Annotated in this window: 27 protein-coding genes; 25 read left to right on the forward strand and 2 right to left on the reverse strand. The window is 57.7% G+C overall.

The window, feature by feature from the left end; all coding sequences use genetic code 11:
- Positions 1 to 31 precede the first annotated feature (31 nt).
- Both ACO77H_RS09405 and ACO77H_RS09410 read right to left on the reverse strand, forming a co-directional pair.
- Positions 32 to 493: a type II toxin-antitoxin system HicB family antitoxin gene (locus ACO77H_RS09405; RefSeq protein WP_432755345.1), complete on the reverse strand. Its 462-nt coding sequence runs from the start codon at positions 491 to 493 to the stop codon at positions 32 to 34.
- Between the two features lie 48 nt (positions 494 to 541).
- Positions 542 to 724 (reverse strand): type II toxin-antitoxin system HicA family toxin, encoded by a 183-nt coding sequence (locus ACO77H_RS09410; protein WP_432755346.1) that lies wholly within the window; start codon positions 722 to 724, stop codon positions 542 to 544.
- Positions 725 to 910: 186 nt separating this feature from the next.
- On the opposite strand from ACO77H_RS09410, the gene ACO77H_RS09415 reads away from it, so the two are divergent.
- The 25 genes from ACO77H_RS09415 to ACO77H_RS09535 all read left to right on the forward strand — a co-directional run bounded on the left by ACO77H_RS09415 (position 911) and on the right by ACO77H_RS09535 (position 18,850).
- Positions 911 to 1,249, forward strand: coding sequence for a hypothetical protein (locus tag ACO77H_RS09415; RefSeq protein ID WP_032859704.1), 339 nt, complete (start codon positions 911 to 913; stop codon positions 1,247 to 1,249).
- Positions 1,246 to 1,587 (forward strand): hypothetical protein, encoded by a 342-nt coding sequence (locus tag ACO77H_RS09420; protein ID WP_432755347.1) that lies wholly within the window; start codon positions 1,246 to 1,248, stop codon positions 1,585 to 1,587. The genes ACO77H_RS09415 and ACO77H_RS09420 overlap by 4 nt, the downstream gene beginning before the upstream one ends.
- Before the next feature lie 3 nt (positions 1,588 to 1,590).
- Entirely contained in the window at positions 1,591 to 2,211 is a 621-nt protein-coding gene (locus tag ACO77H_RS09425) for a glycoside hydrolase family 19 protein (RefSeq protein ID WP_432755348.1), read from the forward strand.
- Between the two features lie 26 nt (positions 2,212 to 2,237).
- Positions 2,238 to 2,465: a hypothetical protein gene (locus ACO77H_RS09430; RefSeq protein ID WP_432755349.1), complete on the forward strand. Its 228-nt coding sequence runs from the start codon at positions 2,238 to 2,240 to the stop codon at positions 2,463 to 2,465.
- An 11-nt stretch (positions 2,466 to 2,476) separates the two neighbouring features.
- Complete coding sequence (locus ACO77H_RS09435) at positions 2,477 to 2,953, forward strand: DUF2514 family protein (protein WP_432755350.1); 477 nt, start codon at positions 2,477 to 2,479, stop codon at positions 2,951 to 2,953.
- On the forward strand, positions 2,950 to 3,420 hold the full coding sequence (locus ACO77H_RS09440; RefSeq protein ID WP_432755351.1) for a proteasome subunit beta: 471 nt from the start codon (positions 2,950 to 2,952) through the stop codon (positions 3,418 to 3,420). The genes ACO77H_RS09435 and ACO77H_RS09440 overlap by 4 nt, the downstream gene beginning before the upstream one ends.
- Positions 3,386 to 4,009 carry a putative metallopeptidase gene (locus ACO77H_RS09445; protein WP_432755352.1) on the forward strand — a complete coding sequence of 208 codons (624 nt, stop codon included), beginning with the start codon at positions 3,386 to 3,388 and terminating at the stop codon, positions 4,007 to 4,009. The genes ACO77H_RS09440 and ACO77H_RS09445 overlap by 35 nt, the downstream gene beginning before the upstream one ends.
- A gap of 31 nt (positions 4,010 to 4,040) precedes the next feature.
- Positions 4,041 to 4,517: a DUF2280 domain-containing protein gene (locus tag ACO77H_RS09450; protein ID WP_076964447.1), complete on the forward strand. Its 477-nt coding sequence runs from the start codon at positions 4,041 to 4,043 to the stop codon at positions 4,515 to 4,517.
- Complete coding sequence (locus ACO77H_RS09455; RefSeq protein ID WP_432755353.1) at positions 4,492 to 5,811, forward strand: terminase; 1,320 nt, start codon at positions 4,492 to 4,494, stop codon at positions 5,809 to 5,811. Before ACO77H_RS09450 ends, ACO77H_RS09455 begins: the two co-directional genes overlap by 26 nt.
- A 2-nt stretch (positions 5,812 to 5,813) precedes the next feature.
- Entirely contained in the window at positions 5,814 to 7,193 is a 1,380-nt protein-coding gene (locus tag ACO77H_RS09460) for a DUF4055 domain-containing protein (protein ID WP_432755354.1), read from the forward strand.
- Positions 7,193 to 8,278: a hypothetical protein gene (locus tag ACO77H_RS09465; RefSeq protein WP_432755355.1), complete on the forward strand. Its 1,086-nt coding sequence runs from the start codon at positions 7,193 to 7,195 to the stop codon at positions 8,276 to 8,278. The genes ACO77H_RS09460 and ACO77H_RS09465 overlap by 1 nt, the downstream gene beginning before the upstream one ends.
- A 32-nt stretch (positions 8,279 to 8,310) precedes the next feature.
- Positions 8,311 to 8,937 (forward strand): hypothetical protein, encoded by a 627-nt coding sequence (locus tag ACO77H_RS09470; RefSeq protein ID WP_432755356.1) that lies wholly within the window; start codon positions 8,311 to 8,313, stop codon positions 8,935 to 8,937.
- Positions 8,938 to 9,058: 121 nt separating this feature from the next.
- Complete coding sequence (locus ACO77H_RS09475) at positions 9,059 to 9,805, forward strand: DUF6651 domain-containing protein (protein WP_432755357.1); 747 nt, start codon at positions 9,059 to 9,061, stop codon at positions 9,803 to 9,805.
- Positions 9,806 to 9,814: 9 nt separating this feature from the next.
- Positions 9,815 to 10,783 carry a major capsid protein gene (locus tag ACO77H_RS09480; protein WP_432755358.1) on the forward strand — a complete coding sequence of 323 codons (969 nt, stop codon included), beginning with the start codon at positions 9,815 to 9,817 and terminating at the stop codon, positions 10,781 to 10,783.
- Between the two features lie 49 nt (positions 10,784 to 10,832).
- Positions 10,833 to 11,111, forward strand: a complete 279-nt coding sequence (locus ACO77H_RS09485) for a hypothetical protein (RefSeq protein ID WP_432755359.1) — start codon at positions 10,833 to 10,835, stop codon at positions 11,109 to 11,111.
- A 4-nt stretch (positions 11,112 to 11,115) separates the two neighbouring features.
- On the forward strand, positions 11,116 to 11,484 hold the full coding sequence (locus ACO77H_RS09490; protein ID WP_432755360.1) for a hypothetical protein: 369 nt from the start codon (positions 11,116 to 11,118) through the stop codon (positions 11,482 to 11,484).
- Position 11,485: 1 nt separating this feature from the next.
- Positions 11,486 to 11,866, forward strand: coding sequence for a glutamate 5-kinase (locus ACO77H_RS09495; RefSeq protein ID WP_432755361.1), 381 nt, complete (start codon positions 11,486 to 11,488; stop codon positions 11,864 to 11,866).
- Positions 11,867 to 11,868: 2 nt separating this feature from the next.
- Positions 11,869 to 12,258 carry an HK97 gp10 family phage protein gene (locus tag ACO77H_RS09500; protein ID WP_432755362.1) on the forward strand — a complete coding sequence of 130 codons (390 nt, stop codon included), beginning with the start codon at positions 11,869 to 11,871 and terminating at the stop codon, positions 12,256 to 12,258.
- A complete protein-coding gene (locus ACO77H_RS09505; protein WP_432755363.1) occupies positions 12,255 to 12,659 on the forward strand; it encodes a phage tail terminator-like protein in 405 nt (134 codons plus the stop codon). Before ACO77H_RS09500 ends, ACO77H_RS09505 begins: the two co-directional genes overlap by 4 nt.
- Positions 12,659 to 12,850 (forward strand): hypothetical protein, encoded by a 192-nt coding sequence (locus ACO77H_RS09510; protein WP_432755364.1) that lies wholly within the window; start codon positions 12,659 to 12,661, stop codon positions 12,848 to 12,850. Before ACO77H_RS09505 ends, ACO77H_RS09510 begins: the two co-directional genes overlap by 1 nt.
- A gap of 67 nt (positions 12,851 to 12,917) precedes the next feature.
- The gene (locus ACO77H_RS09515; RefSeq protein WP_432755365.1) at positions 12,918 to 14,087 is read left to right on the forward strand and encodes a phage tail tube protein; all 1,170 of its coding nucleotides are present in this window, start codon (positions 12,918 to 12,920) and stop codon (positions 14,085 to 14,087) included.
- Positions 14,088 to 14,146: 59 nt separating this feature from the next.
- The gene (locus ACO77H_RS09520; protein WP_432755366.1) at positions 14,147 to 14,659 is read left to right on the forward strand and encodes a hypothetical protein; all 513 of its coding nucleotides are present in this window, start codon (positions 14,147 to 14,149) and stop codon (positions 14,657 to 14,659) included.
- Positions 14,660 to 14,979: 320 nt separating this feature from the next.
- Positions 14,980 to 17,895 (forward strand): tape measure protein, encoded by a 2,916-nt coding sequence (locus ACO77H_RS09525; protein WP_432755367.1) that lies wholly within the window; start codon positions 14,980 to 14,982, stop codon positions 17,893 to 17,895.
- Positions 17,892 to 18,347, forward strand: a complete 456-nt coding sequence (locus ACO77H_RS09530) for a transposase (RefSeq protein ID WP_432755368.1) — start codon at positions 17,892 to 17,894, stop codon at positions 18,345 to 18,347. The genes ACO77H_RS09525 and ACO77H_RS09530 overlap by 4 nt, the downstream gene beginning before the upstream one ends.
- A complete protein-coding gene (locus ACO77H_RS09535; protein WP_169901801.1) occupies positions 18,344 to 18,850 on the forward strand; it encodes a DUF1833 family protein in 507 nt (168 codons plus the stop codon). The genes ACO77H_RS09530 and ACO77H_RS09535 overlap by 4 nt, the downstream gene beginning before the upstream one ends.

Consider the following 18,850-nt stretch of genomic DNA (forward strand, 5'->3'; position numbering starts at 1 on the left):
AGAAACCCGGCCATTGAGCCGGGTTTTTGCGTTATATCTCCACGCCCATCTTGGGATGGCTATGGGTTCCGACCGCATAGGCATTAACGCTGGTGATCTGTAGCCGAAGCCCAAACAGTGCCAATGCGTTTTCGATGCTTCCCAGCTTCGACGCATGCTCAAAGTCAATCAAACGGCCCGCTGCAGTTGGTGAGATCTTGAGCATTTCCGCCAGATCGCCACGAGTCTTTCCGTCGCGTACAAGCAGATTCCACAACAGGGCCTTGGCGATGATTACGCCAGGCAGTCGAACCGGCAAATCTCCACGGTCGGTAGATTCTGGGATGGACTGGCGGCGCTCCACGTAAATCGACATAGCCAGAGCTATGCCTTCTTCTGCGTTCGCGACCAGCTCTTCCAGGGTATCCCCGACGCTGTGAGCTTCTGGGATGTCCGGGCAGGATGACCAGTAATGGCCGTTTTCCTCGTGAGCCACGATTTTGTAGTCGAACATGATTCCTCTCTTAGGGCTGACTTGTAGCGCGTTCAGGTGGTTGGGGCCTCACTTGAGGCCCAGTTGTTTGATTATTTCCTTCCTAAGCCCTTCACCTATTTCCTTTGATCCGTGGCTTGGGAAGATCGTTTGGCGGCCTTTGTAGCGAATTTTGAAGTGGCTTCCATTTGCTGACTTCGAAAACTCGACCCCTTGGGCCTCTAACCACCTCCTGAACTCGCTGTACTTCATCAACCCTCCTATGTGTGTTGATGGGCTCAGTATATAAACATTTATGTGTCATGTAAACACATATGTTTATTTATATTCATTTTTCTATGAAATGATCGCTATTTACGGCTCCACCACACCCATCGCTATGGCTGGGAGTGCTGTTGGAGCCGACCTATTCAAAACATGCCCCACGGAGTCGAGCGCATGGAGTATCTACAGCGCCTGCTCGACAAGATCGACAGGTTCGAATTGTTGATTGCGGGCCTGATTGGGGCCGTTGTTGCAAGCTGGTGGCACAAGGATGACTTGTCCGACTGGCGTGCTTGGATGGTGTTCTTGATCACTGGTGTGGCCTGCTCGCTGTATTTGACGAGCATGGTGAGCACTTACCTGAATGTCACTGAGCCGAAGATCGTCGCCGGCATTGGCTTTCTCCTGGGCACGTTCGGCGGTTCGCTCCTTGCAGCAATCAACCGAGCCATCAAAGCCGCTGACCTCTGGGCGCTTATCCGCCAGCGGTTCGGGGGAGGCAATCCACCATGAACCTTGAATTGATCAACTCCATAGCTTGCGGCCTGATCGCACTGTGGGCGACCTGGTGCGTACTGAGCGGGAAGGTGAGGGACGGCATCCTCGGGAAGCTGATCTACTCGACCATCGCCATTACCGGTTTCGTCGTGATGGTGCGCAGCCAGAACATCTTCTTCGGCCCGACCACCGCAGGTCTGACGCTTCATGTGTCCCTGGCCCTGGCCGGTGCCCGCCACATCTTCATGGTCACCTACTGGCAGCGGGTGAAGGTCTGGCTGTGCCGGACGCTTAACTGCGAGCACTGTCTTCGCTGTGAAAAAGCGCCTGGCATAAGCAAGCGCGAGGGCTGAGCATTGAAAATCACACCTTCCCATCTGGTGGCGATCATGCGCTGCCAGGATGCAACAGCACGCCTGTGGGCTGACCCGCTGAACGATGCCTGTGCGTTGTATCAGATCAACACCAAGCTGCGTATTGCTGCCTTCCTGGCCCAGATAGGGCACGAAAGCGGCAGGCTTTCCCGTGTGGTCGAGAACCTGAGCTATAGCGCCTTTGCGCTGCAGCGTACTTGGCCGCGCCTGTTCGATGCCAAGTTGGCCGCCGATTACGCCCACCAGCCAGAGCGCATTGCAAACGTCGCCTACAACAGTCGCATGGGTAACACAGCACCAGGCGATGGCTGGAAGTACCGCGGTCGTGGATTGATCCAGATTACCGGTAAGTCGAACTACGCCTTGTACGGCCGCCTGATGGGTATTGACCTGGTTAATACGCCGTCACTGCTCGAATCCCCCAAGAACGCGGCCATCTCCGCTGCCAGCTTCTGGAGCGAGAGCGGGCTTAACGCGCTGGCCGACGCCGGCGATATCCAGAACATCGGCAGCATCATCAACACCGGTAAGCGCGGACGCACCCCAAACGGGGCGGCTGAACGCGAAGCGCTCTACCAAGTGGCCTTGAAGGTGCTGGCATGAACTCACCAACCACTAAGGATGGCCCCATGGCTGACACCAAAGCATTGACCGAATACCAGCAAGGCGTATTGGCCGAAAAGGCCGACGAGATTGAAAAAATCAAGAAGCTTGAAGCGTTCATGGGCACAGACGAGTGGCTCGCGCTTGGCTCTGCGGAACACAACCGTATCGTCTTCAAGCTCGGCGCCCGGAATGAAACGCTGAAGGTGATCGACAAACAGATCGAGGCGTTCGACGAGCCTCTGGCTGAGTAAGGAGTCCCTCAATGGTCCGCTACCTGATTGCCGCCATTGTTGCGCTGGTGATCGGCGTAGCCATCCAGACGCACCGCCTGGACAACGCCCAGACGGATCATGCCGAGTACGTGGCAGGCATTGCGACCAAAGCCAAGGACGACAGCGAGAAGGCTAGGAAGGCGGAACAAGAACTCCAAGACACCATTGAGCAGGTACGCACCGATGCAGCCAATCAAAAGATCAGCGATGACTCTCATGCTGCTGAGCTTGTTGCTATGGGTGTCAGCCTGCGCGAACAACAGACCAAGCTGCTTGCCGATCGCGCCAATCTCCGTGCCCGCCTTGCCGCAAGAGGCAAGACAATCGAAGACCTTACCTATCTGCTCGCCCAGTTGCGCACAGAAGCTGATAACCATGCGGGCCAACTGGCAGCAGCGCTTGACTCAAGTCGTCGGGCCGGATTCGCCTGTGAAGCCAGCTACGACGCCATGAGAGCAAAGCCATGACCACCATTGCGTACAAAGACGGCGTGATCGCCTATGACGGCCGCCAGACTCGAAACGATCGCATCGTTTCTGACACCGCGCAAAAGTGCCAGGTTGTCGATGGTGTCAGCTTCTTCCTATCAGGCGCGGTATGCGATGAGAGGGCTTTGATCGCCGCCTACTTCGGTACGCCCTCAGCAGTTCCCGTGGAGTGCTCAGGCTATGCCGTCGACGGTGGAAGGCTGCTGATGGTCGGCTATGACGACAAGACGGGCATCTGGAAGCAGGATCTCGATTTGGCAAACCCTGATGCGATTGGCAGTGGCTATGCATATGCCATCGCCGCAATGGATATGGGCGCAAGCGCAGAAGACGCAGTTCGCGCGGCCATCAAGCGAGACATCTACACCGGCGGCGCTGTTCGCACTGTGATCATCAACGAGGGGGTGGCCGATGCAAAGACCAATGCCCCCGGCGTCACTGCTTGAGCTGTCTGACCTCTCCGACTTCGGTATTCGCCTGACTCCAGCGCCTGAGGTGTGGGAATGGCTCCAGGCTGAGATCCTCGCCGACACCGGCACCATTCACAACGAAGACCATGCCCACCTACTGGATGCAGGCATCCGGGTTATGTGGGCGTCGTCGAGCTTCGAGAAGCAGGGTAGAACAGTCCTGGGCCAGGCCGAGCAGGTAGCGTTCCGCGCCGGTGGCTGGCAGAAAGCCAGGATGGAGCAACAGATGCGTGATTGGTTCGGCGATGTGCCGGCCTTCATTGTCACCTTGGCTGCTGACTACTGCGCCCAGTGCAGCGACACCGACTTCTGTGCCCTGGTAGAGCATGAGCTTTATCACATCGCCCACGCCAACGATAAGTACGGTCAGCCTGCCTTCAACAAGGAAGGGGCGCCGAAGCTGGAGATGCGTGGTCACGATGTCGAGGAGTTCGTCGGTGTTGTCCGCCGCTACGGTGCAAGCCCTGACGTTCAAGCGTTGGTGGACGCTGCAAACAGTCCTGCCGAGGTGGGGAAATTGAACATTGCGAGGGCCTGCGGAACCTGTCTGCTCAAGTCGGCCTGATTTTTGACAGGCATTAGACGGAACCAAATCTATGGCAGCCCTGAAAAATGAGGTGAAAGGCTTCATCGTTCAGGCGTTGGCGTGCTTTGACACTCCCTCCCAGGTGGTGGAGCAGGTCAAACAGGAGTTCGGCATTGAGATATCTCGCCAGCTATGTGAGTCGCACGACCCCACCAAGCGCGCCGGGGTGAACTTAGCGGTGAAGTGGGTGACCTTGTTCCATGACACCCGTAAGCGATTCCGTGAAGAGACGGCTGAGATACCAATCGCTAACCGCGCCTATCGTTTGCGCGCCCTCGGGCGGATGGCCGTAAAGGCCGAAAACTCAAAGAACATGGCGCTTACTGCCCAGCTACTGGAGCAGGCCGCTAAAGAGGTTGGCGACGTCTACGTGAATCGTCGCCTTGAACCTGAAAAGCCCCTTGGCTCTCAGGCGGATCAGCAGCACGCCATTGCTGAGTACACGCTGGAGCCAGACGAGAATGTCCCGACTACCCCGTACCTATGATGCACCGGTTCAGCTGACGAAGAAGCAGGCCAACATTTACGTCTGGGGATTCCAGCCCAATGCGCGCTTTCGCGATGCTGTGTGTGGGCGCCGGTTTGGTAAGACTTTCCTCGGCAAGGCTGAGATGCGCCGAGCTGCGCGACTGGCTGCTGAGTGGGGCGTGAGCGTCGAGGATGAGATTTGGTACGCGGCCCCTACACAGAAACAGGCCCGGCGCGTCTTCTGGCGCAGGCTGAAGCAGGCCATCCCGCCAGAGTGGCGTGAGAGCAAGCCAAACGAAACCGACATGCTGATAACGCTCAAGAGCGGTCACTTGATCCGGTGCGTGGGTCTTGAGAACTACGACGATCTGCGCGGGTCGGGCCTGTTCTTTGTCCTGGTGGATGAATGGGCGGACTGCAAATACGCAGCCTGGGAAGAAGTGCTGCGCCCGATGCTTTCGACCTGCCAGTACACGATTCCCGACGTAGGAGTCCGCAAGGGCGGCCATGCGCTACGCATTGGTACTCCGAAAGGCTTCAACCACTGCTACGACACTTATCTGGACGGCAAGCCAGGCGGCGAGCCGGATCACAAGAGTTGGCAGTACACGTCACTCCAGGGCGGGAACGTCCCTCCTGAAGAGCTCGATGCGGCCAAACGCAAGATGGACCCGCGTACTTTCCGCCAGGAATACGAGGCTGGGTTTGAGAACTACTCGGGCGTTGTCTACTACACCTTCAGCCGTGAAGAGTGCCGGACCAGCGAGCGAATCAAGCCGGGAGAGGCCCTGCATATCGGCATGGACTTCAACGTCATGAAGATGGCGGCGGTTGTCTATGTCGTGCGTGACGGCCTGCCCCTGGCGCTAGATGAGTTCCACTCTGTGCGGGACACGCCTGACATGATCGAGAAGATCCAGGCGCGGTTTGTAGGGCACAGCATCGCGGTCTACCCGGATGCCAGCGGACAGAACACTAGCAGCAAGAACGCCAGCGAGTCCGATCTATCACTGCTCAGGAAGGCAGGCTTCACGGTTGTGGTCGATTCGACCAACCCAAGCGTGAAAGACCGCGTGAATTCAGTTAATGCCATGTTCCTGAACACCTACGGCGAGCGCCGGATGAAGGTGAACATTGATCAATGCCCTCAGTTCACTTTGTGCCTTGAGCGGCAGACCTACAACGACAATGGCGAGCCTGACAAGGATCCTAAGAAGGGTCACGACCACATGAACGATGCCGGCGGCTACTTCATCGCCAAGCGTTACCCGATTAATGCAGAGATGACATCAACCCAACCACTGAGAATGTAACCATGAGCGATAACCCGGCAATCACGCTGCCTGCTGTCGACGCCATGCGCGCCTACTGGGCCGTGATTACTCCGCTCATGAGCGGTACGATGGCAATGAGGAATGAAGGCAAGAGCCTGCTGCCTCAGTATCCGGCAGAGGACGATTGTTCATACAAGGAGCGCCTGAGGCTGTCCACGTTGCTTCCTGCCTACTCGGAGACGGTCGGCAACATGACCTCCAGGGTGTTCGCCGAGCGTTTGCAGATCGGTGACGATGTCCCGGATCAGATCAAGGAAATGGCCAAGGACATTGACCATGCTGGCAATGACCTGAATTCCTGGTCTGTCGAGTTTTTCCGCCAGGGCTTGAGTCACGGCCTTTGCCATGCGCTTGTGGATCACCCCGTTGCCGAAGGTGTCCGCACCCAGGCCCAGGAAATCGCAGCAGGTGTTCGTCCGTACGCAATACTGATCAAGCCAGAACAGGTTCTTGGCTGGCGCTCCAATGGCGGCCAACTCACTATGTTCAGGTACTCCGAGTCTGTCGAAGAGCCGGATGGCTATTTTGGCGTCAAGTGCGTCTATCAGGTTCGGGTCCTTGAGCCTGGGTCGTGGCGGACCTACCGCGCACAGGAGAAGGGTGGGGCGATGGTTCTGCATGACGAGGGCACGAACAGCCTAAAATACATCCCCCTGGTGACCTTCTACACGGGCCGCACAGGCTTCATGACCGCGAAGCCGCCACTGCTGGAGCTTGCTCACCTCAACGTCAAGCATTGGCAGAGCCAGAGCGACCAGGACAATATCCTTCACGTTATCCGTGTACCGATTCTGGTGCGGATCGGTGTGCAGGCTATGTACGACAATCAGGGAAAGCCTGTACCGCCAGAGTTCAAGGTGGGTACCGGTTCGCTGACAGACCTTCCAAAAGATGGAGATCTCAAGTACGTCGAGCACACCGGAGCTGCCGTCAAGGCTGGCCGGGAGGCGCTGCAAGACCTACTCGACGAGATGCGCATGGCAGGCGCCAAGCTGCTCACGCCAGAGAAGAGTGCCACCAAAACTGCCACGCAGGCCGAAGAAGAGGCCGCTCAGGATCTTTCCCCTTTAGCAAGGATGGCAAGCCACTTCGGCGATTGCCTGGCTCAGTTGCTCCAGGCCATGGCTGACTATCGTGGTCTTGGCGATGGCGGAGCGGTCGAGATTCGTGGCAACTTCGATGTTGACTACATGCCAGAGGTGTCGCTGCCGACGCTGGTGTCTATGGCCAATGCCGAGATGCTGTCCAAGGAAACCCTGTTCGCCGAGATGCAGCGCCGTGGCGTCATCAGTGACGAATACGAATGGTCCCTGGAGTTGGCCAAGATTGAAGGCCAAGGCCCTGCACTCGGTACGCTGTGATGAAAACCGCAAACGAGAAGCTGTTAGATAAGCTGATCGGGCATGAGGTTGACCTGCAACATCTGAGCAATGCCCAGGTCGTGGCAATCATAAAGATCGTCAACTGCAGGGATTCTGAGCTTCGAGCTGCGCTGATTGCGGCGATCGACAGCCTCGGCCCTAACCTGTCGGCGGCATCGGTGGATGCGGCTCTATCCACAGTCCTGCGCCTGAATCAGTCAACTTTCGTGGATGTCCGTCAGGCACTTGACCAGGCCACTGACGGCGTTATCAGTTATGAGATCGCATTCCAGCAGGGCGCGCTTCAGGCTGTGATCCCCGCCGTTGTGCAGGAGTCCTTCCCGATTGCCGTTGCGCAGTTCAGCCAGGTCAAGGCGATTGCCCAAGCCCGTCCATTCCAGGGGCGCCTGCTCAGGGAGTGGATGGATGGCATCGAGGCGTCTCGTGCTGCTTCGGTGCGCGATGCTGTGCGTGCTGGCGTGGTCGAGGGGAGAACTACTGCCGAAATCGTCCGCAACATCATGGGTACCAGGGCAGAGAAGTACGCCGACGGAATCCTGCAGAAGTCGCGCAGGGAGATCGAGACCGTTGTCAGGTCTGCCGTATCGAGTACCGCCGAGGCTGCCAGTGATAAGGCTTTCGAGGCGAACAGCGACATCATCAGTCACGTTGAGTGGATAAGCACCCTCGACACGCGCACGTCGACGACCTGTCGCATCAGGGACCGGTTGCCTTACACCCTTGGGACCTACCTGCCTATAGGGCACAAAATCCCATGGCTTGCCGGCCCTGGGAGAATCCACTGGTGCTGCCGATCGACCAAGCTGCCGATCCTCAAGAGCGCAATATCTCTTGGGATTCGCGACGAGGCGACCAGAGCTAGCATGGATGGTCAGGTTCCGCAGTCAACGAACTATGCCAAGTGGCTGGGGCAACAGTCGGCGGCGCGACAGGATGAAATCCTCGGACCAGAGCGTGGAAAGCTGCTGCGCCAGGAAAAGCTAACGTTGGGCGACTTCTACAACGACAAGGGCAGAATCCTGAACCTAGACGAGCTTCGCAGGCGCATGTCTAGTGCCATATAATCCGCAGCTTTTCCAGGCGCTGGTACGTTTCGATGAAGATTGTCGCAGTAGTTGTTGCGGTTCTGTTTGTAGTTGGCCTGTCTGCGCTAGGAGGCCTGACTGCAGGCATTAACCTGAATCCTCAATCAACGGTTAAGTACGTGCCCGACTGGGGCAGCGTAGGTGATTGGGTGTCAGGTATTGGCGCTCTGCTTGCAGTTATCGCTAGCCTTTGCATGGTAAGGCGAAGTGAGCGCTTTCAGCTGGCGCGTGATAGCGAGCAGCTAATGTTGGTTCAGGAGCAAGACCTCGCCTGGCTTACTCTGAGAGTCGGCTGTAGTGGGCTGAGAGCATGCGCTGTCAAAGATATTAGGATCTGTCACGGAAACAAGCACAGGTCTTTGCGGTATGACCTGCCGGACAAGAGCAAAGGAAAGATCCCTTGCAAACTAGAGCCTGGTGAGTCATTTGAACTTGACTGGAGCGGACATGATCTTAAGCCGATTATTACAGCTGTTAACAATCTCGGGTTGAAAAAACTGGATGGGCTTTGTTTTGAGGTTGTTACCGGTATATCGGTACACAAATTCGATTTCGACGAGTGGACTATAGATCTACTGAAACAAGCAGCAGAGGCATTTGATCTGCGCCTCATACCAGATGACGAACTCCCATTCTGATAGTACAGAAAACGATACCCCAGCAACCGCTGGGGTTTTTTTTGCCTGCGGTTCGGACGGACGGGGCGCGACAGGGCCGGATGGCTCACCAACTAATGGCCGGATGGCCTAGAGAGACATGATGAAACTCAAGACTGTTGAAGTGGACGGCAAGCAATACGCTGAGATCCTGGATGGCAAGCCCGTATATGTCGAAGACGATGGCAAAGAAGTCGCCTTTGATGCTGCGGGCACTCGCAGCACCATCACCCGCCTGAACGCCGAAGCCAAAGACCACCGCGTACGCGCCGAATCCGCCGAGAAGATCGTAAAGAGCTTCGAAGGCATCGACGACCCTGCGGCGGCCAAAAAGGCCCTGGGCATTGTTGCAAATCTCGACGCTAAAACGCTGGTGGATGCCGGCGAGATCGAGAAGGTGAAGGGCGAGATCAGCAAGGCCTTCCAAAGTCAGCTGGACGAAGCCAACGGCAAGGCGCAGACCTTCGAGCAGCAGCTGTATGCCGAAAAGATCGGTGGCAGCTTCGCACGCTCCCAGTTCATCGCCGAGAAAATGGCTGTTCCGGCCGATATGGTCCAGGCCGCGTTTGGCAGCAACTTCAAGATTGAGGAAGGCAAGGTGGTCGCCTATGACACCCAGGGCCAGAAGATCTTCAGCCGCGCTCGCCCAGGCGAACTGGCTGACTTCAACGAAGCGCTTGAAACCCTCGTCTCACAGTACCCCCATCGCGATCACATCCTGAAGGGCTCCGGCGCCAATGGCGGCGGTGCTCCCAACGGCGGTGGATCGAACAACCAATCCAAGGGCAATTTTGGTGGCAGCAAGGAAGATCGAGTCGCTGCTATCAAAGGCCTGACCGCTAGCGAATAAGGAGGCCCAATGGCCCTTTCGAATATGAAGGTATTCAACGAATACCTCAAACGCGTTACCATCGAGACCCTGGCGCAAGACGTTGAGAAATTCAACGCTGCTTCGGCAGGTTCCATCCGCCTGACCACTCAAGGCATTGACGGCGACTTCCTTCAAGAGTCGTTCTGGGCCGGCCTGCATGGCGCCCAGCGTCGCGTAGACCGTTACGCCGCAAACGGTGCCCAGGCTGCAACGCCTCTGGCACAGAAGCAGTACGACTCTGTGAAGATCGCGGGCGGCTTCGGTCCCATCCTGTGGGAGCCGGCGCAGTTGTCGTGGGTGCAGAAGAACCCGGAAGAGGCGCTGGAAGTAATCAGCCGCAACCTGTCAGAAGCCATCATGTCGGACCAGCTGAACACTGCGATTGCCGCCCTGGTAGCTGCGATTGGTAACCAGCCGTCTGCCACCAACGATGTTTCGGCCACTGCCGGCGTGAGTTACATCGCCATCAACAATGCCCACGCGTTGTTCGGTGATGCCTCTCAGCGCCTGGTTGCCCAGGTCATGACCGGCGCCATGTACCACAAGCTCCTGGGTCAGAACCTGGCGAACGCCGAGCGACTGTTCCAGTTCAGCGGTGTGCAGGTGGTCGACATCCTGGGCAAGGCCGTAATCATCACTGATGCCGCGGCCCTGTACGAAGCCGGCACGCCGAACAAGCAGAAGGTGCTGAGCCTGGCCGACGGTGCCGCGGTGGTGATGGACGGTTCCGACCTGATTACCAACATCCAGACCTCCAACGGCAAGGAGCGCATCGAAACCACCATGCAAGCCGACTACACCTTCGGCCTGGGCATGAAGGGCTATACCTGGGACACCGCCAACGGCGGCAAGTCGCCAACCAGCGCCGAGCTGGCCACCGGCACCAACTGGGATCTGGTTGCGAACAGCATCAAGGCCTCGGCTGGCGTTATCACCATCGGCGACGCTGCTCAGTAATCGAGAAGGCGGCCTTCGGGTCGCCTGACCCACCTTCCAGGAGTCCACCATGGACGAAAAAATCGTTTACGAGAAACACCCGGTCACCGCCGAGCGCAAGGCTGAACTACGGCAAAAGGGCTACAAGATCATCGACGCCAAGTTCGCGCCGGATGACTACAAGCACCCGGAACCGATCAAGAAGGGGGCTTCGGTTGGCGACAAGCCGTCCAAGGGGCTGCGGGTAGAAGAGATCAAGGCCAAGCTGACCGAAAAAGGCATCCAGTTCGACGCTGAAGCCGAGCGCCCAGCACTCGCCGAACTGCTCGATAAAGCCGGCCAGGAGTAAATCCGTGACGACTTACATCAGCGTTGCGCAGGTGGACGACCTGCTGGGTTCCAGTTGGGCCACGGAAGACAAGAAGCCGCGCGCGGTGCTGATGGCGAACACATGGCTTACCAATTTCGGTCTGCCAGCGTTCGACCCGATCCCGGATGATGTGGTCCAGGCCGGAGCCGAGATTGCCAGGGAGGCAGCAGCCGGCCGGATCTACGGAACGAAGGAAGCCGGCGTGACGGAGAAGTCCGTGAAGGCTGGTAGCGTGTCCAGCAGCAAGTCGTTTTCCGAGTCGTCCCGAACCATCAGCGCGGGCGAGTCCTTCGCCTTGGCGCTGCTGGCCAGCTACCTTGGCTCAGGCCAGGTCAAAGTCGTGAGGTGCTGAAATGGGCCTGCGCGACGATATCCAGACCGACCTGGCCGAGGCGTTTGATACTGACCTGGCCGACGCGGTTCAGCCGTTCACCGGTGAATACCTGGGCCCAGGCGTTTACGACCCAGTGACCGAAGAGACGACCGCCCAGCCAGTTACCTACACCGGGCGCGGCGTTCTGGAAAGCTACGACAGCCGGCGGGTTGACAACATCAACATCAAGGTCGGTGACGTGCTGCTGATTTGCCTGGCGAACGAAACAACTGACGTTCCTGCGGTTGGCCACAAGATCACGGCTCCCGACTTGCTCACCGGCGCGCAGGTCGCTTACCAGGTTGTCAGCCCTGGAATCGACCCCGTCAAGGCGCACTACGAAATCCAGCTGAGGAAGTAGTCATGGCTAAGTCGAGAGGCTGGAGTACTCCACCGAGCTTCTTCTCCGGCGTGGTCAAGGACGAACTGAGCAAGCGCGTCCGCGTAATCGCAATGGCCATGCTAAACGAGATAGTGCTGCGCTCACCGGTGGACACAGGCCGGTTCCGTGGCAACAACATCGTCAGCGTAGGCGCACCGGTTTACACCAGCACCGTGAACGTCGACCCGACTGGCGCAGAGACGATCAATCAGGGGCTTTCAGCAATGACCGGCCTCGAGCCGTTCACTCAAGTGTTCATCCAGAACAATCTGCCCTATGCGGTGCCGCTTGAGGATGGGCACTCGAAGCAGGCTCCGGCCGGCATATACGCAGTTTCCTTTAATGGCGTATCCCAGGCGTACAGCTCATGACCTTTGAACAGATTCGCGGCATCGTCATAGGCCGCATGACTGAGTGGGCAGGGATTTCTGCAAGCTCCGTAGATTACCCGAACGCCCCAGCGCCATTTGACCCGATCGGGAAAACGATCTGGGCCAGGCTCGCAGATGTTCCGGGCCTATCCAGTACCCCAGAGGTCGGCATAGGCCCTTGCGTGCGACGAACCGGGATAATCGTCATTCAGCTATTCGTTCCGACGTACAAGGGCACGCTGGCGATAACCAAGGCCGCTGACACGCTTGTCGAGCACTTCGAGTACTACAGCGACCCATCTGGTCCTTTTGATTGCTTCGCCGCCTCAGCGCAAGTTGTAGGCGACGACGGGCTGGGCTGGTACCAGGTCAACGTTCGTATTCCATACAGGGCTTATTGATGGCCGACATGATGAAGGTCCAGATCAACGGCGTGGTCGTTGATCGAGAGGTTGCGCACACCACCAGCGCGATACAGCCTGACGGTTCGCTGGTCGAGTATCCAGAGCCACTACTGCACCACAACGAGGTTGTGTTCAGGGCGGTCGGGAAAAATGTCCCGATCATCGTAGCCCGCACGCAGCCTGCATAAACGCAAACACTCTTCCTGCACCGCCACATGGCGGTTTTTTTACGCCTATTGATAGGAGAAACACCCCATGTCCAGTGGTGCTAAGCGCTCGACAGCGTGGATTCGAGAAGTAACTCCGGGGATTACCCCGCCAGGCAACTGGAACGTCCTGACTCGCGTCAGCTTCGGACTGGTGCCCACGTACAACACCGAAGAGAACAACGAAATCGGTGAAACGCGGATGTCACAAGGCACCGCCCAGACCACCGTGGATGTCGGCGGCGACATCGGAACCAAGTTCCGCTACGGGGCCTTGGACGAGTTCCTGGCATCCTGCTTCGGCGCGAATTGGGTCGGTAACACCCTGACCATGGGTAACGAGCGTATTTCGTTCTCCATTGCTGCCTATGACGCCGACGTTGGTATCGCCGGCATCGCTCGCGGAGCCCAGGTTGACACGATCAACATCGAGGTCCCGAACGACAACGAAATCAGCGTCACTACTACCTTCATGGCCACTTCGTGGGATGACAAGGCCGACAACACGTCGTTCATCGTCAATCCCGCTGCAGAAGTAAGCCAGCGACGTTACGGCTTCAAGGACGTGACAGGCCTGAAGATCAATGGCGTGCAGTTGGGCGAAGACAACGCATGCGTTGATACTTTTAACCTGCAGTTCGCCAACAATTCGCAGACCCAGCGCTGCATAGGCAACGGTAATCCATTCGCAGGCAACATTATTCAGACGACCTTCGTGCCGGGCGGATCGGTAACCGTGAGCTGGTCGAAGACTGCCTACCAGTACTGGAAGTCTCAGCAGACCGGCGGCGCGCTCAGTTTTGAGTTCACTCTGAACAACGCCGACGGTGGTTACACCTTCTTCATCCCCGAGATGGAAGTCAGCGCCGACTGGCCCGACGGCGGCGCCACCGACATCATCCAGGTGGAGCTGAGCTATACCGCTCGCCGTGTGCCGCCGACCATCACCCGTCTTCCGGCGCCAATCGTTATTGCCGCTGTAGCCGTAACCCCGGCCACCGCCAGCGTTGCCGTGGGCGCAACTGTCGACCTGGAAGCTGCAGTAACTCCGGTAGGCGCAAGCCAGCTTGTGACCTGGACCACTTCCGATGCCACCAAGGCCAGCGTCAGCGCTACCGGCCTTGTCAAAGGCGTGGCAGTTGGTACCGCGACCATCACGGCTACCAGCAAAGCGGATGTCACCAAAACGGACACCGCTGAAATCACCATCACCGCTTAAACCCTTTGCCTGGCACGCCCTGCGGTGCGTGCTGGGCCTTTTACCGCAGAGGAATACCCATGGCCTTTACAATCAAGAAGCCCGAACTTGACTCCGATGGAACACGGTGGGTCGAGTTTTCCAAGGGGGCGAAGATCCTTGTGGCGTCATTCGGTAACCCACTGTTCAAGTCGCACAAGGCCCTGGTTCAGCGCCATCTCGATGCAATCGACACTCAGACCAAATCTGGCACCAAGGATTTCCGTCTCTCGGAAGTTCCAGATGTTGAGTTTGAGTCCGGAGATGATTTGTTTTTCGAGCTGGCAGCGCGATACCTGATAAAGGATTGGGAAGGTGTTGACGTTGCAGAGAACCCGGGGGTTCCAGCTAAGTACACGCCAGAACTTTGTATTCAGCTCATGGGGATGATGCCGGAAGTCTACTGGCTAGCTATTCGCACATCACTAGACATCATGACCCGCGCCAAGGAGAAGGCCAAGATCACTTCGGGAAAGCCGTCGCCGCGTACATCTGGGGTAGAGAGTGGGCGGGCGAAGCCAACGAGAAAGCCCGCTGGAAGCGTGAAAGGCTGAAAGATGTTGCGCCAGTTCCGCCTCAGCCAGAAATCGATGGGCTGACTGCTGAAATTCTTGAGGCCTATTCCTACATAAGCCGATCCCGGCAGTACGTCGGCATGGTCGGAGCTCCCGCACCTGTCTCTCCAGCCGCCATAACCGAATACCTATCTCGATACCCATCCGGAATTGATCGCGACGAGTTCGACGGGGCGATATTTGCCCTAGACGACGAGTTCCGTCGACGCTGGGAGGATGAGCAGGAGAAGGAACAGGCCATGGTGAAACCGAAGAAGTAACGGCCCGCCAAGCGGGTTTTTTTACGCCTGGAGATTGATATGGCCGAGCAGGAATCCCGCCTTGCGGTGACCATTGACTCGCGTGACGCACAGCGTGATGCAAAGTCGATGACCAAGGACCTAAACGCCATGGAGGCGGCAGGAAACAAAGTTGATCCGGCCATGCGAAAAGCTGGCGCATCAATGGATGATATGGGCCAAAAGGCATCAAGCAGCGGATCGAAAGTCAGGGGTCTTGAGGGCAGCACAGGACGCCTCATATCTACTGTGTCCGGCCTGGCAGCCCCACTGGCTGCAGCATTTAGCGCGGCTAAAATTGTGGCGGCCGCAGAGCAATACACAAACCTGACAAATAGGTTGCGCCTTGTTACAGAGGGGACTGAGCAGCTTGCATACGCGCAGCAGTCTGTCTATGACATCGCGCAGAATTCAAGGCAGTCACTTGAGACAACCGCACAGGTTTACCAGCGAATAGCCCAAAACGGCCGGCAGCTTGGCCTTAGCTTTGAAGATGTCGCAAAGGTAACCGAGACGGTAGCAAAGACTGTCGCACTCAGTGGCTCAAGTGCTCAGGCGGCAGATGCAGCCATGGTCCAGTTTGGTCAGGCGCTCGCGTCTGGCACCTTGCGCGGCGATGAACTGAATTCAATCCTTGAGCAAACACCAGCACTGGCGCAGGCAATTGCGCGCGGCCTTGGCGTCACCATCGGCCAACTTCGTTCGTTAGGGGCCGAGGGAAAGCTGACGTCAGCCGCTATCGTAGAGGCCCTGCAAAAGCAGAAGGATCAGGTAGACCAACTCAGCTCAAGCCTAAATCTAACCGTCGGCCAAGCCATAACAGCTTTCAACAATGCTCTAGTTGCTACGGTAGGAAGACTGGACGAGGCGGCAGGCGCTAGCAGTAGGCTTGCAAACGGTATTGCTTCTTTGGCAAGGGCCATGGACGGGTTCAACTCCGGTGAGTTTCTGGATTTCTTCCGAGCCGACAAGCAGACCGTTGCCGGGCTGAACAATGAGCTTGGGGTGACTCTGGCCGGTATTCGTGACCTGCAGGGGGCCCGTGCTCGGCTATCCAAAGATGATTCTAGCGACACTGTTCTGTTTAAGTTTCGGTTCTATGACCGAAAAGAGCTAGATGCTCAAATTTCAGAACTGGAGGGGAAGGCCGGCACCATTCGTACGATTGTTACGAGAATGGAGAAGTCTGCATCCAGCATTGGCGACCAGAAGCCTGCAGGTGAAGGTCCCGCAGCGCCTGTGAACGCGGAGTTTGACAAGCTTCTTGCGAGCCTCAAAAAGCAAGCTGCACTACAAGGGCAGAATTCGGAAGCGGCAAAAGTTCGATATGCGATTGAGACCGGTGAGATCGGAAAGCTTCTTCCTGAGCAGGAAAAGCTACTTCTCAAGTACGCCGAAGAGAAAGATGCAAAGGTAGCGGCTGAGAAGGCAACCAAAAGCGCTGCGGCGGCTACGGCTAAGGCTCAGGCAGCTGCAGGAAAGGGTGTTCCCGAAGCATTAAGTACATTCGCCAAGCTTTACGCCCAGTACGACCCAGCTGCGGAAGCGGCGCGGGCCCTACAGAAGGAGCAGGTCCAGCTTCAGTTGGCTATGGACAAGGGCAAGATCAGCCAGGAGGAGTACGGCAAGGCGCTGGCCCAGGCCTCGACGAACTACGCCGCCGCCATCAAGGGCGCCCAAGGCCTTACCCAGGCCGAGCAATACCGGGCGCAGCTTGAGAAGCAGCTCAGCACCCAGCGCACGCAGTACAGCCTGGAAGCTGCCGGCGTCGGGATGGGCGACCAGCAGTCACAGCGCCTTCAGCAGCGCGTGCAGCTTGAGCAGCAGACCAATGACCGAATCCTGCAACTGCGTACCGAACTGGCCAACGCCACGACGGAGAAGCAGCGTCAGGACTTGCAGGCGCAGATCGCGCTAACGCAGGAGTTTCTGCCGAAGCAACAGGCAGCGCTGACAGCTGGATGGGCGCAGATGGATCAGGCAATGCTCAGCCCGCTCAATGGCTGGACTGCCGCCCTGCAGAACTTCCAGGCCAGCGCCACCAACGTTGCTGGACAGACCCAGTCAATGTTCACCGGGGCGTTTAGCAACATCACCACCAGCGTCGGAAGCGCGTTTGAAAAGATGACCTTCGATGGTCAGACGTTTGGTGAGTCTGCAACCCAAGTTATCCGGGGGCTTGCGGGTGGTGTGGTGAACAGCCTTGGTCAGATGGCCGCTCAATGGCTAGTAAACCAGGGCATTCAGCTTGCATTCGGGCAAACCTCTGCGGCACTAGCGGCGCAGCAGATCGCCCAGGTAGGCGCGGTGACAGCCGCTGAAGCTACCGGTGCGGCTGCAGTGGCTACGGCGAAGGTTGCCGCAGACGGTGTTGCTACAGCCTCTAGCGTGGCAGCAACAGCTACTACGACGGCGGTACAGACAGCAGCAGCCGGCACAACGCTGGCAGCCTGGCTGCCGGCGGCACTCGTCGCGTCTATTGGCTCGTTCGGTGCTGCGGCGGTGGTTGGTGGTGGCGCTCTGCTGGCTGCCTTCGCGCTGATCAAGGGGTTCGAATCTGGCGGGTATACGGGGGGCGGCGGAAGGAAGGCGCCTGCTGGCATCGTGCACGGGCAAGAGTTTGTCGTAAATGCCGAAGGCACGAGGCGGAACAGGTCTCTTCTTGAGGCTATCAACTCCGGCGAGCGCGTATCTATGGCCGGGAGTAGCGTCTCTGTCAACAAAGTGCAAGGGGCCGAAACCTCTCAGCAGCAAGGGACACAGGTGAGCCTTACCGTGAACCTTATCGAGGACAAGGCCAATGCTGGGAAGGTGTCGAAGACAACCTCAGAAGACGGGCAGAGCGTCTTACAAATCTGCGTGGCCAGCATCATGGGAGACGGCGAGTTGTATCAGGCCATGAGCAGTAAATTCGGAATGGCAGGGGTGGGTTCATGATTGAGTATCCAGCAGAGCTACCCGTCCCGCTGCAAGACGGCTACGCGCTCGAAACCCCTGTAGACCCTATGCTTCGTACGCAGATGGAGTCAGGCCGAGCGCGTCAGCGGCTCAACTTCGACGAGGTTCCCTACCTGATCAACGCCAAATGGAATTGCGACAGCAACCAGATGGCGTTTTTTCAGGGGTGGTACGCCCGGGCGCTTTCACAGGGCGTTGAGTGGTTCAAGGCAACGCTTCTTACGCCGACCGGCTTCAAGGAGTACGAGTGCCGGTTTACTGGGCACTACACCGGGCCGACGCTCGTTCAGGTCCGGCGCTGGGAGTTCGCCGGAACCCTTGAGCTTCGAGAGCCGCCACTGATCCCGCCAGGCTGGGAATTGTTCCCGCAGTACTGGTTCATGATGAACATCATCGACATGGCAGCTAATAGGGAGTGGCCAGAACCATGACCGACTCAGCCATTCTTGGGCAGATTTATCGCGAAGCTCTTGCTTCGGGAGGCAAGGAAGCCTTCGTCAGGACTCTGGAGCTAACGTGTCCTGCCTGGGATTCCTCTGTGCTGATTTGTAACGGGTTCAAGGATCGAATCTGTGGCACGGAGGACGGTCGACTATTGACGTTTGAGGCGGCCAACATCGGCATCGCCTTGGCATCGAAGAACAATAAAGGCAACCAGGCGCTGGCGTTTGGGGTGGACAACACCACTGGACGAGTTCAAGCGTTTGCTGATCAGGCCCTGGATGCTAATGCCAGGGTCACAGCTACATATCGGGTTTATCTCGCCAGCGACCTGTCAGCGCCGTGTGAAAAGCCGTATCGGATGTCAGTCGACAGCGATTCCTTCGAGCAGAACCAAGCAACCATGCAGTGCGGGTTCTTCGACCTGATTGGTACCGCATGGCCGCGCGCGCTTTACAGCACCAACTTCACCCCCTGCCTCAAATACCTCTAA

The sequence above is a fragment of the Pseudomonas sp. WMBT8 genome (assembly GCF_050916005.1).
GTDB lineage: Bacteria > Pseudomonadota > Gammaproteobacteria > Pseudomonadales > Pseudomonadaceae > Aquipseudomonas.

What these genes read in the sequence shown, in the direction of transcription:
- ACO77H_RS09450 (WP_076964447.1), top strand. Translation starts at nt 4,041, where the DNA reads ATGGCAGCCCTGAAAAATGAGGTGAAAGGCTTCATCGTTCAGGCGTTG.
- ACO77H_RS09440 (WP_432755351.1), top strand. Translation starts at nt 2,950, where the DNA reads ATGACCACCATTGCGTACAAAGACGGCGTGATCGCCTATGACGGCCGC.
- ACO77H_RS09495 (WP_432755361.1), top strand. Translation starts at nt 11,486, where the DNA reads ATGGGCCTGCGCGACGATATCCAGACCGACCTGGCCGAGGCGTTTGAT.
- ACO77H_RS09455 (WP_432755353.1), top strand. Translation starts at nt 4,492, where the DNA reads ATGTCCCGACTACCCCGTACCTATGATGCACCGGTTCAGCTGACGAAG.
- ACO77H_RS09505 (WP_432755363.1), top strand. Translation starts at nt 12,255, where the DNA reads ATGACCTTTGAACAGATTCGCGGCATCGTCATAGGCCGCATGACTGAG.
- ACO77H_RS09530 (WP_432755368.1), top strand. Translation starts at nt 17,892, where the DNA reads ATGATTGAGTATCCAGCAGAGCTACCCGTCCCGCTGCAAGACGGCTAC.
- ACO77H_RS09445 (WP_432755352.1), top strand. Translation starts at nt 3,386, where the DNA reads ATGCAAAGACCAATGCCCCCGGCGTCACTGCTTGAGCTGTCTGACCTC.
- ACO77H_RS09510 (WP_432755364.1), top strand. Translation starts at nt 12,659, where the DNA reads ATGGCCGACATGATGAAGGTCCAGATCAACGGCGTGGTCGTTGATCGA.
- ACO77H_RS09410 (WP_432755346.1), bottom strand. Translation starts at nt 724, where the DNA reads ATGAAGTACAGCGAGTTCAGGAGGTGGTTAGAGGCCCAAGGGGTCGAG.
- ACO77H_RS09465 (WP_432755355.1), top strand. Translation starts at nt 7,193, where the DNA reads ATGAAAACCGCAAACGAGAAGCTGTTAGATAAGCTGATCGGGCATGAG.
- ACO77H_RS09470 (WP_432755356.1), top strand. Translation starts at nt 8,311, where the DNA reads ATGAAGATTGTCGCAGTAGTTGTTGCGGTTCTGTTTGTAGTTGGCCTG.
- ACO77H_RS09535 (WP_169901801.1), top strand. Translation starts at nt 18,344, where the DNA reads ATGACCGACTCAGCCATTCTTGGGCAGATTTATCGCGAAGCTCTTGCT.
- ACO77H_RS09500 (WP_432755362.1), top strand. Translation starts at nt 11,869, where the DNA reads ATGGCTAAGTCGAGAGGCTGGAGTACTCCACCGAGCTTCTTCTCCGGC.
- ACO77H_RS09405 (WP_432755345.1), bottom strand. Translation starts at nt 493, where the DNA reads ATGTTCGACTACAAAATCGTGGCTCACGAGGAAAACGGCCATTACTGG.
- ACO77H_RS09525 (WP_432755367.1), top strand. Translation starts at nt 14,980, where the DNA reads ATGGCCGAGCAGGAATCCCGCCTTGCGGTGACCATTGACTCGCGTGAC.
- ACO77H_RS09430 (WP_432755349.1), top strand. Translation starts at nt 2,238, where the DNA reads ATGGCTGACACCAAAGCATTGACCGAATACCAGCAAGGCGTATTGGCC.
- ACO77H_RS09420 (WP_432755347.1), top strand. Translation starts at nt 1,246, where the DNA reads ATGAACCTTGAATTGATCAACTCCATAGCTTGCGGCCTGATCGCACTG.
- ACO77H_RS09480 (WP_432755358.1), top strand. Translation starts at nt 9,815, where the DNA reads ATGGCCCTTTCGAATATGAAGGTATTCAACGAATACCTCAAACGCGTT.
- ACO77H_RS09485 (WP_432755359.1), top strand. Translation starts at nt 10,833, where the DNA reads ATGGACGAAAAAATCGTTTACGAGAAACACCCGGTCACCGCCGAGCGC.
- ACO77H_RS09435 (WP_432755350.1), top strand. Translation starts at nt 2,477, where the DNA reads ATGGTCCGCTACCTGATTGCCGCCATTGTTGCGCTGGTGATCGGCGTA.
- ACO77H_RS09460 (WP_432755354.1), top strand. Translation starts at nt 5,814, where the DNA reads ATGAGCGATAACCCGGCAATCACGCTGCCTGCTGTCGACGCCATGCGC.
- ACO77H_RS09520 (WP_432755366.1), top strand. Translation starts at nt 14,147, where the DNA reads ATGGCCTTTACAATCAAGAAGCCCGAACTTGACTCCGATGGAACACGG.
- ACO77H_RS09475 (WP_432755357.1), top strand. Translation starts at nt 9,059, where the DNA reads ATGAAACTCAAGACTGTTGAAGTGGACGGCAAGCAATACGCTGAGATC.
- ACO77H_RS09415 (WP_032859704.1), top strand. Translation starts at nt 911, where the DNA reads ATGGAGTATCTACAGCGCCTGCTCGACAAGATCGACAGGTTCGAATTG.
- ACO77H_RS09515 (WP_432755365.1), top strand. Translation starts at nt 12,918, where the DNA reads ATGTCCAGTGGTGCTAAGCGCTCGACAGCGTGGATTCGAGAAGTAACT.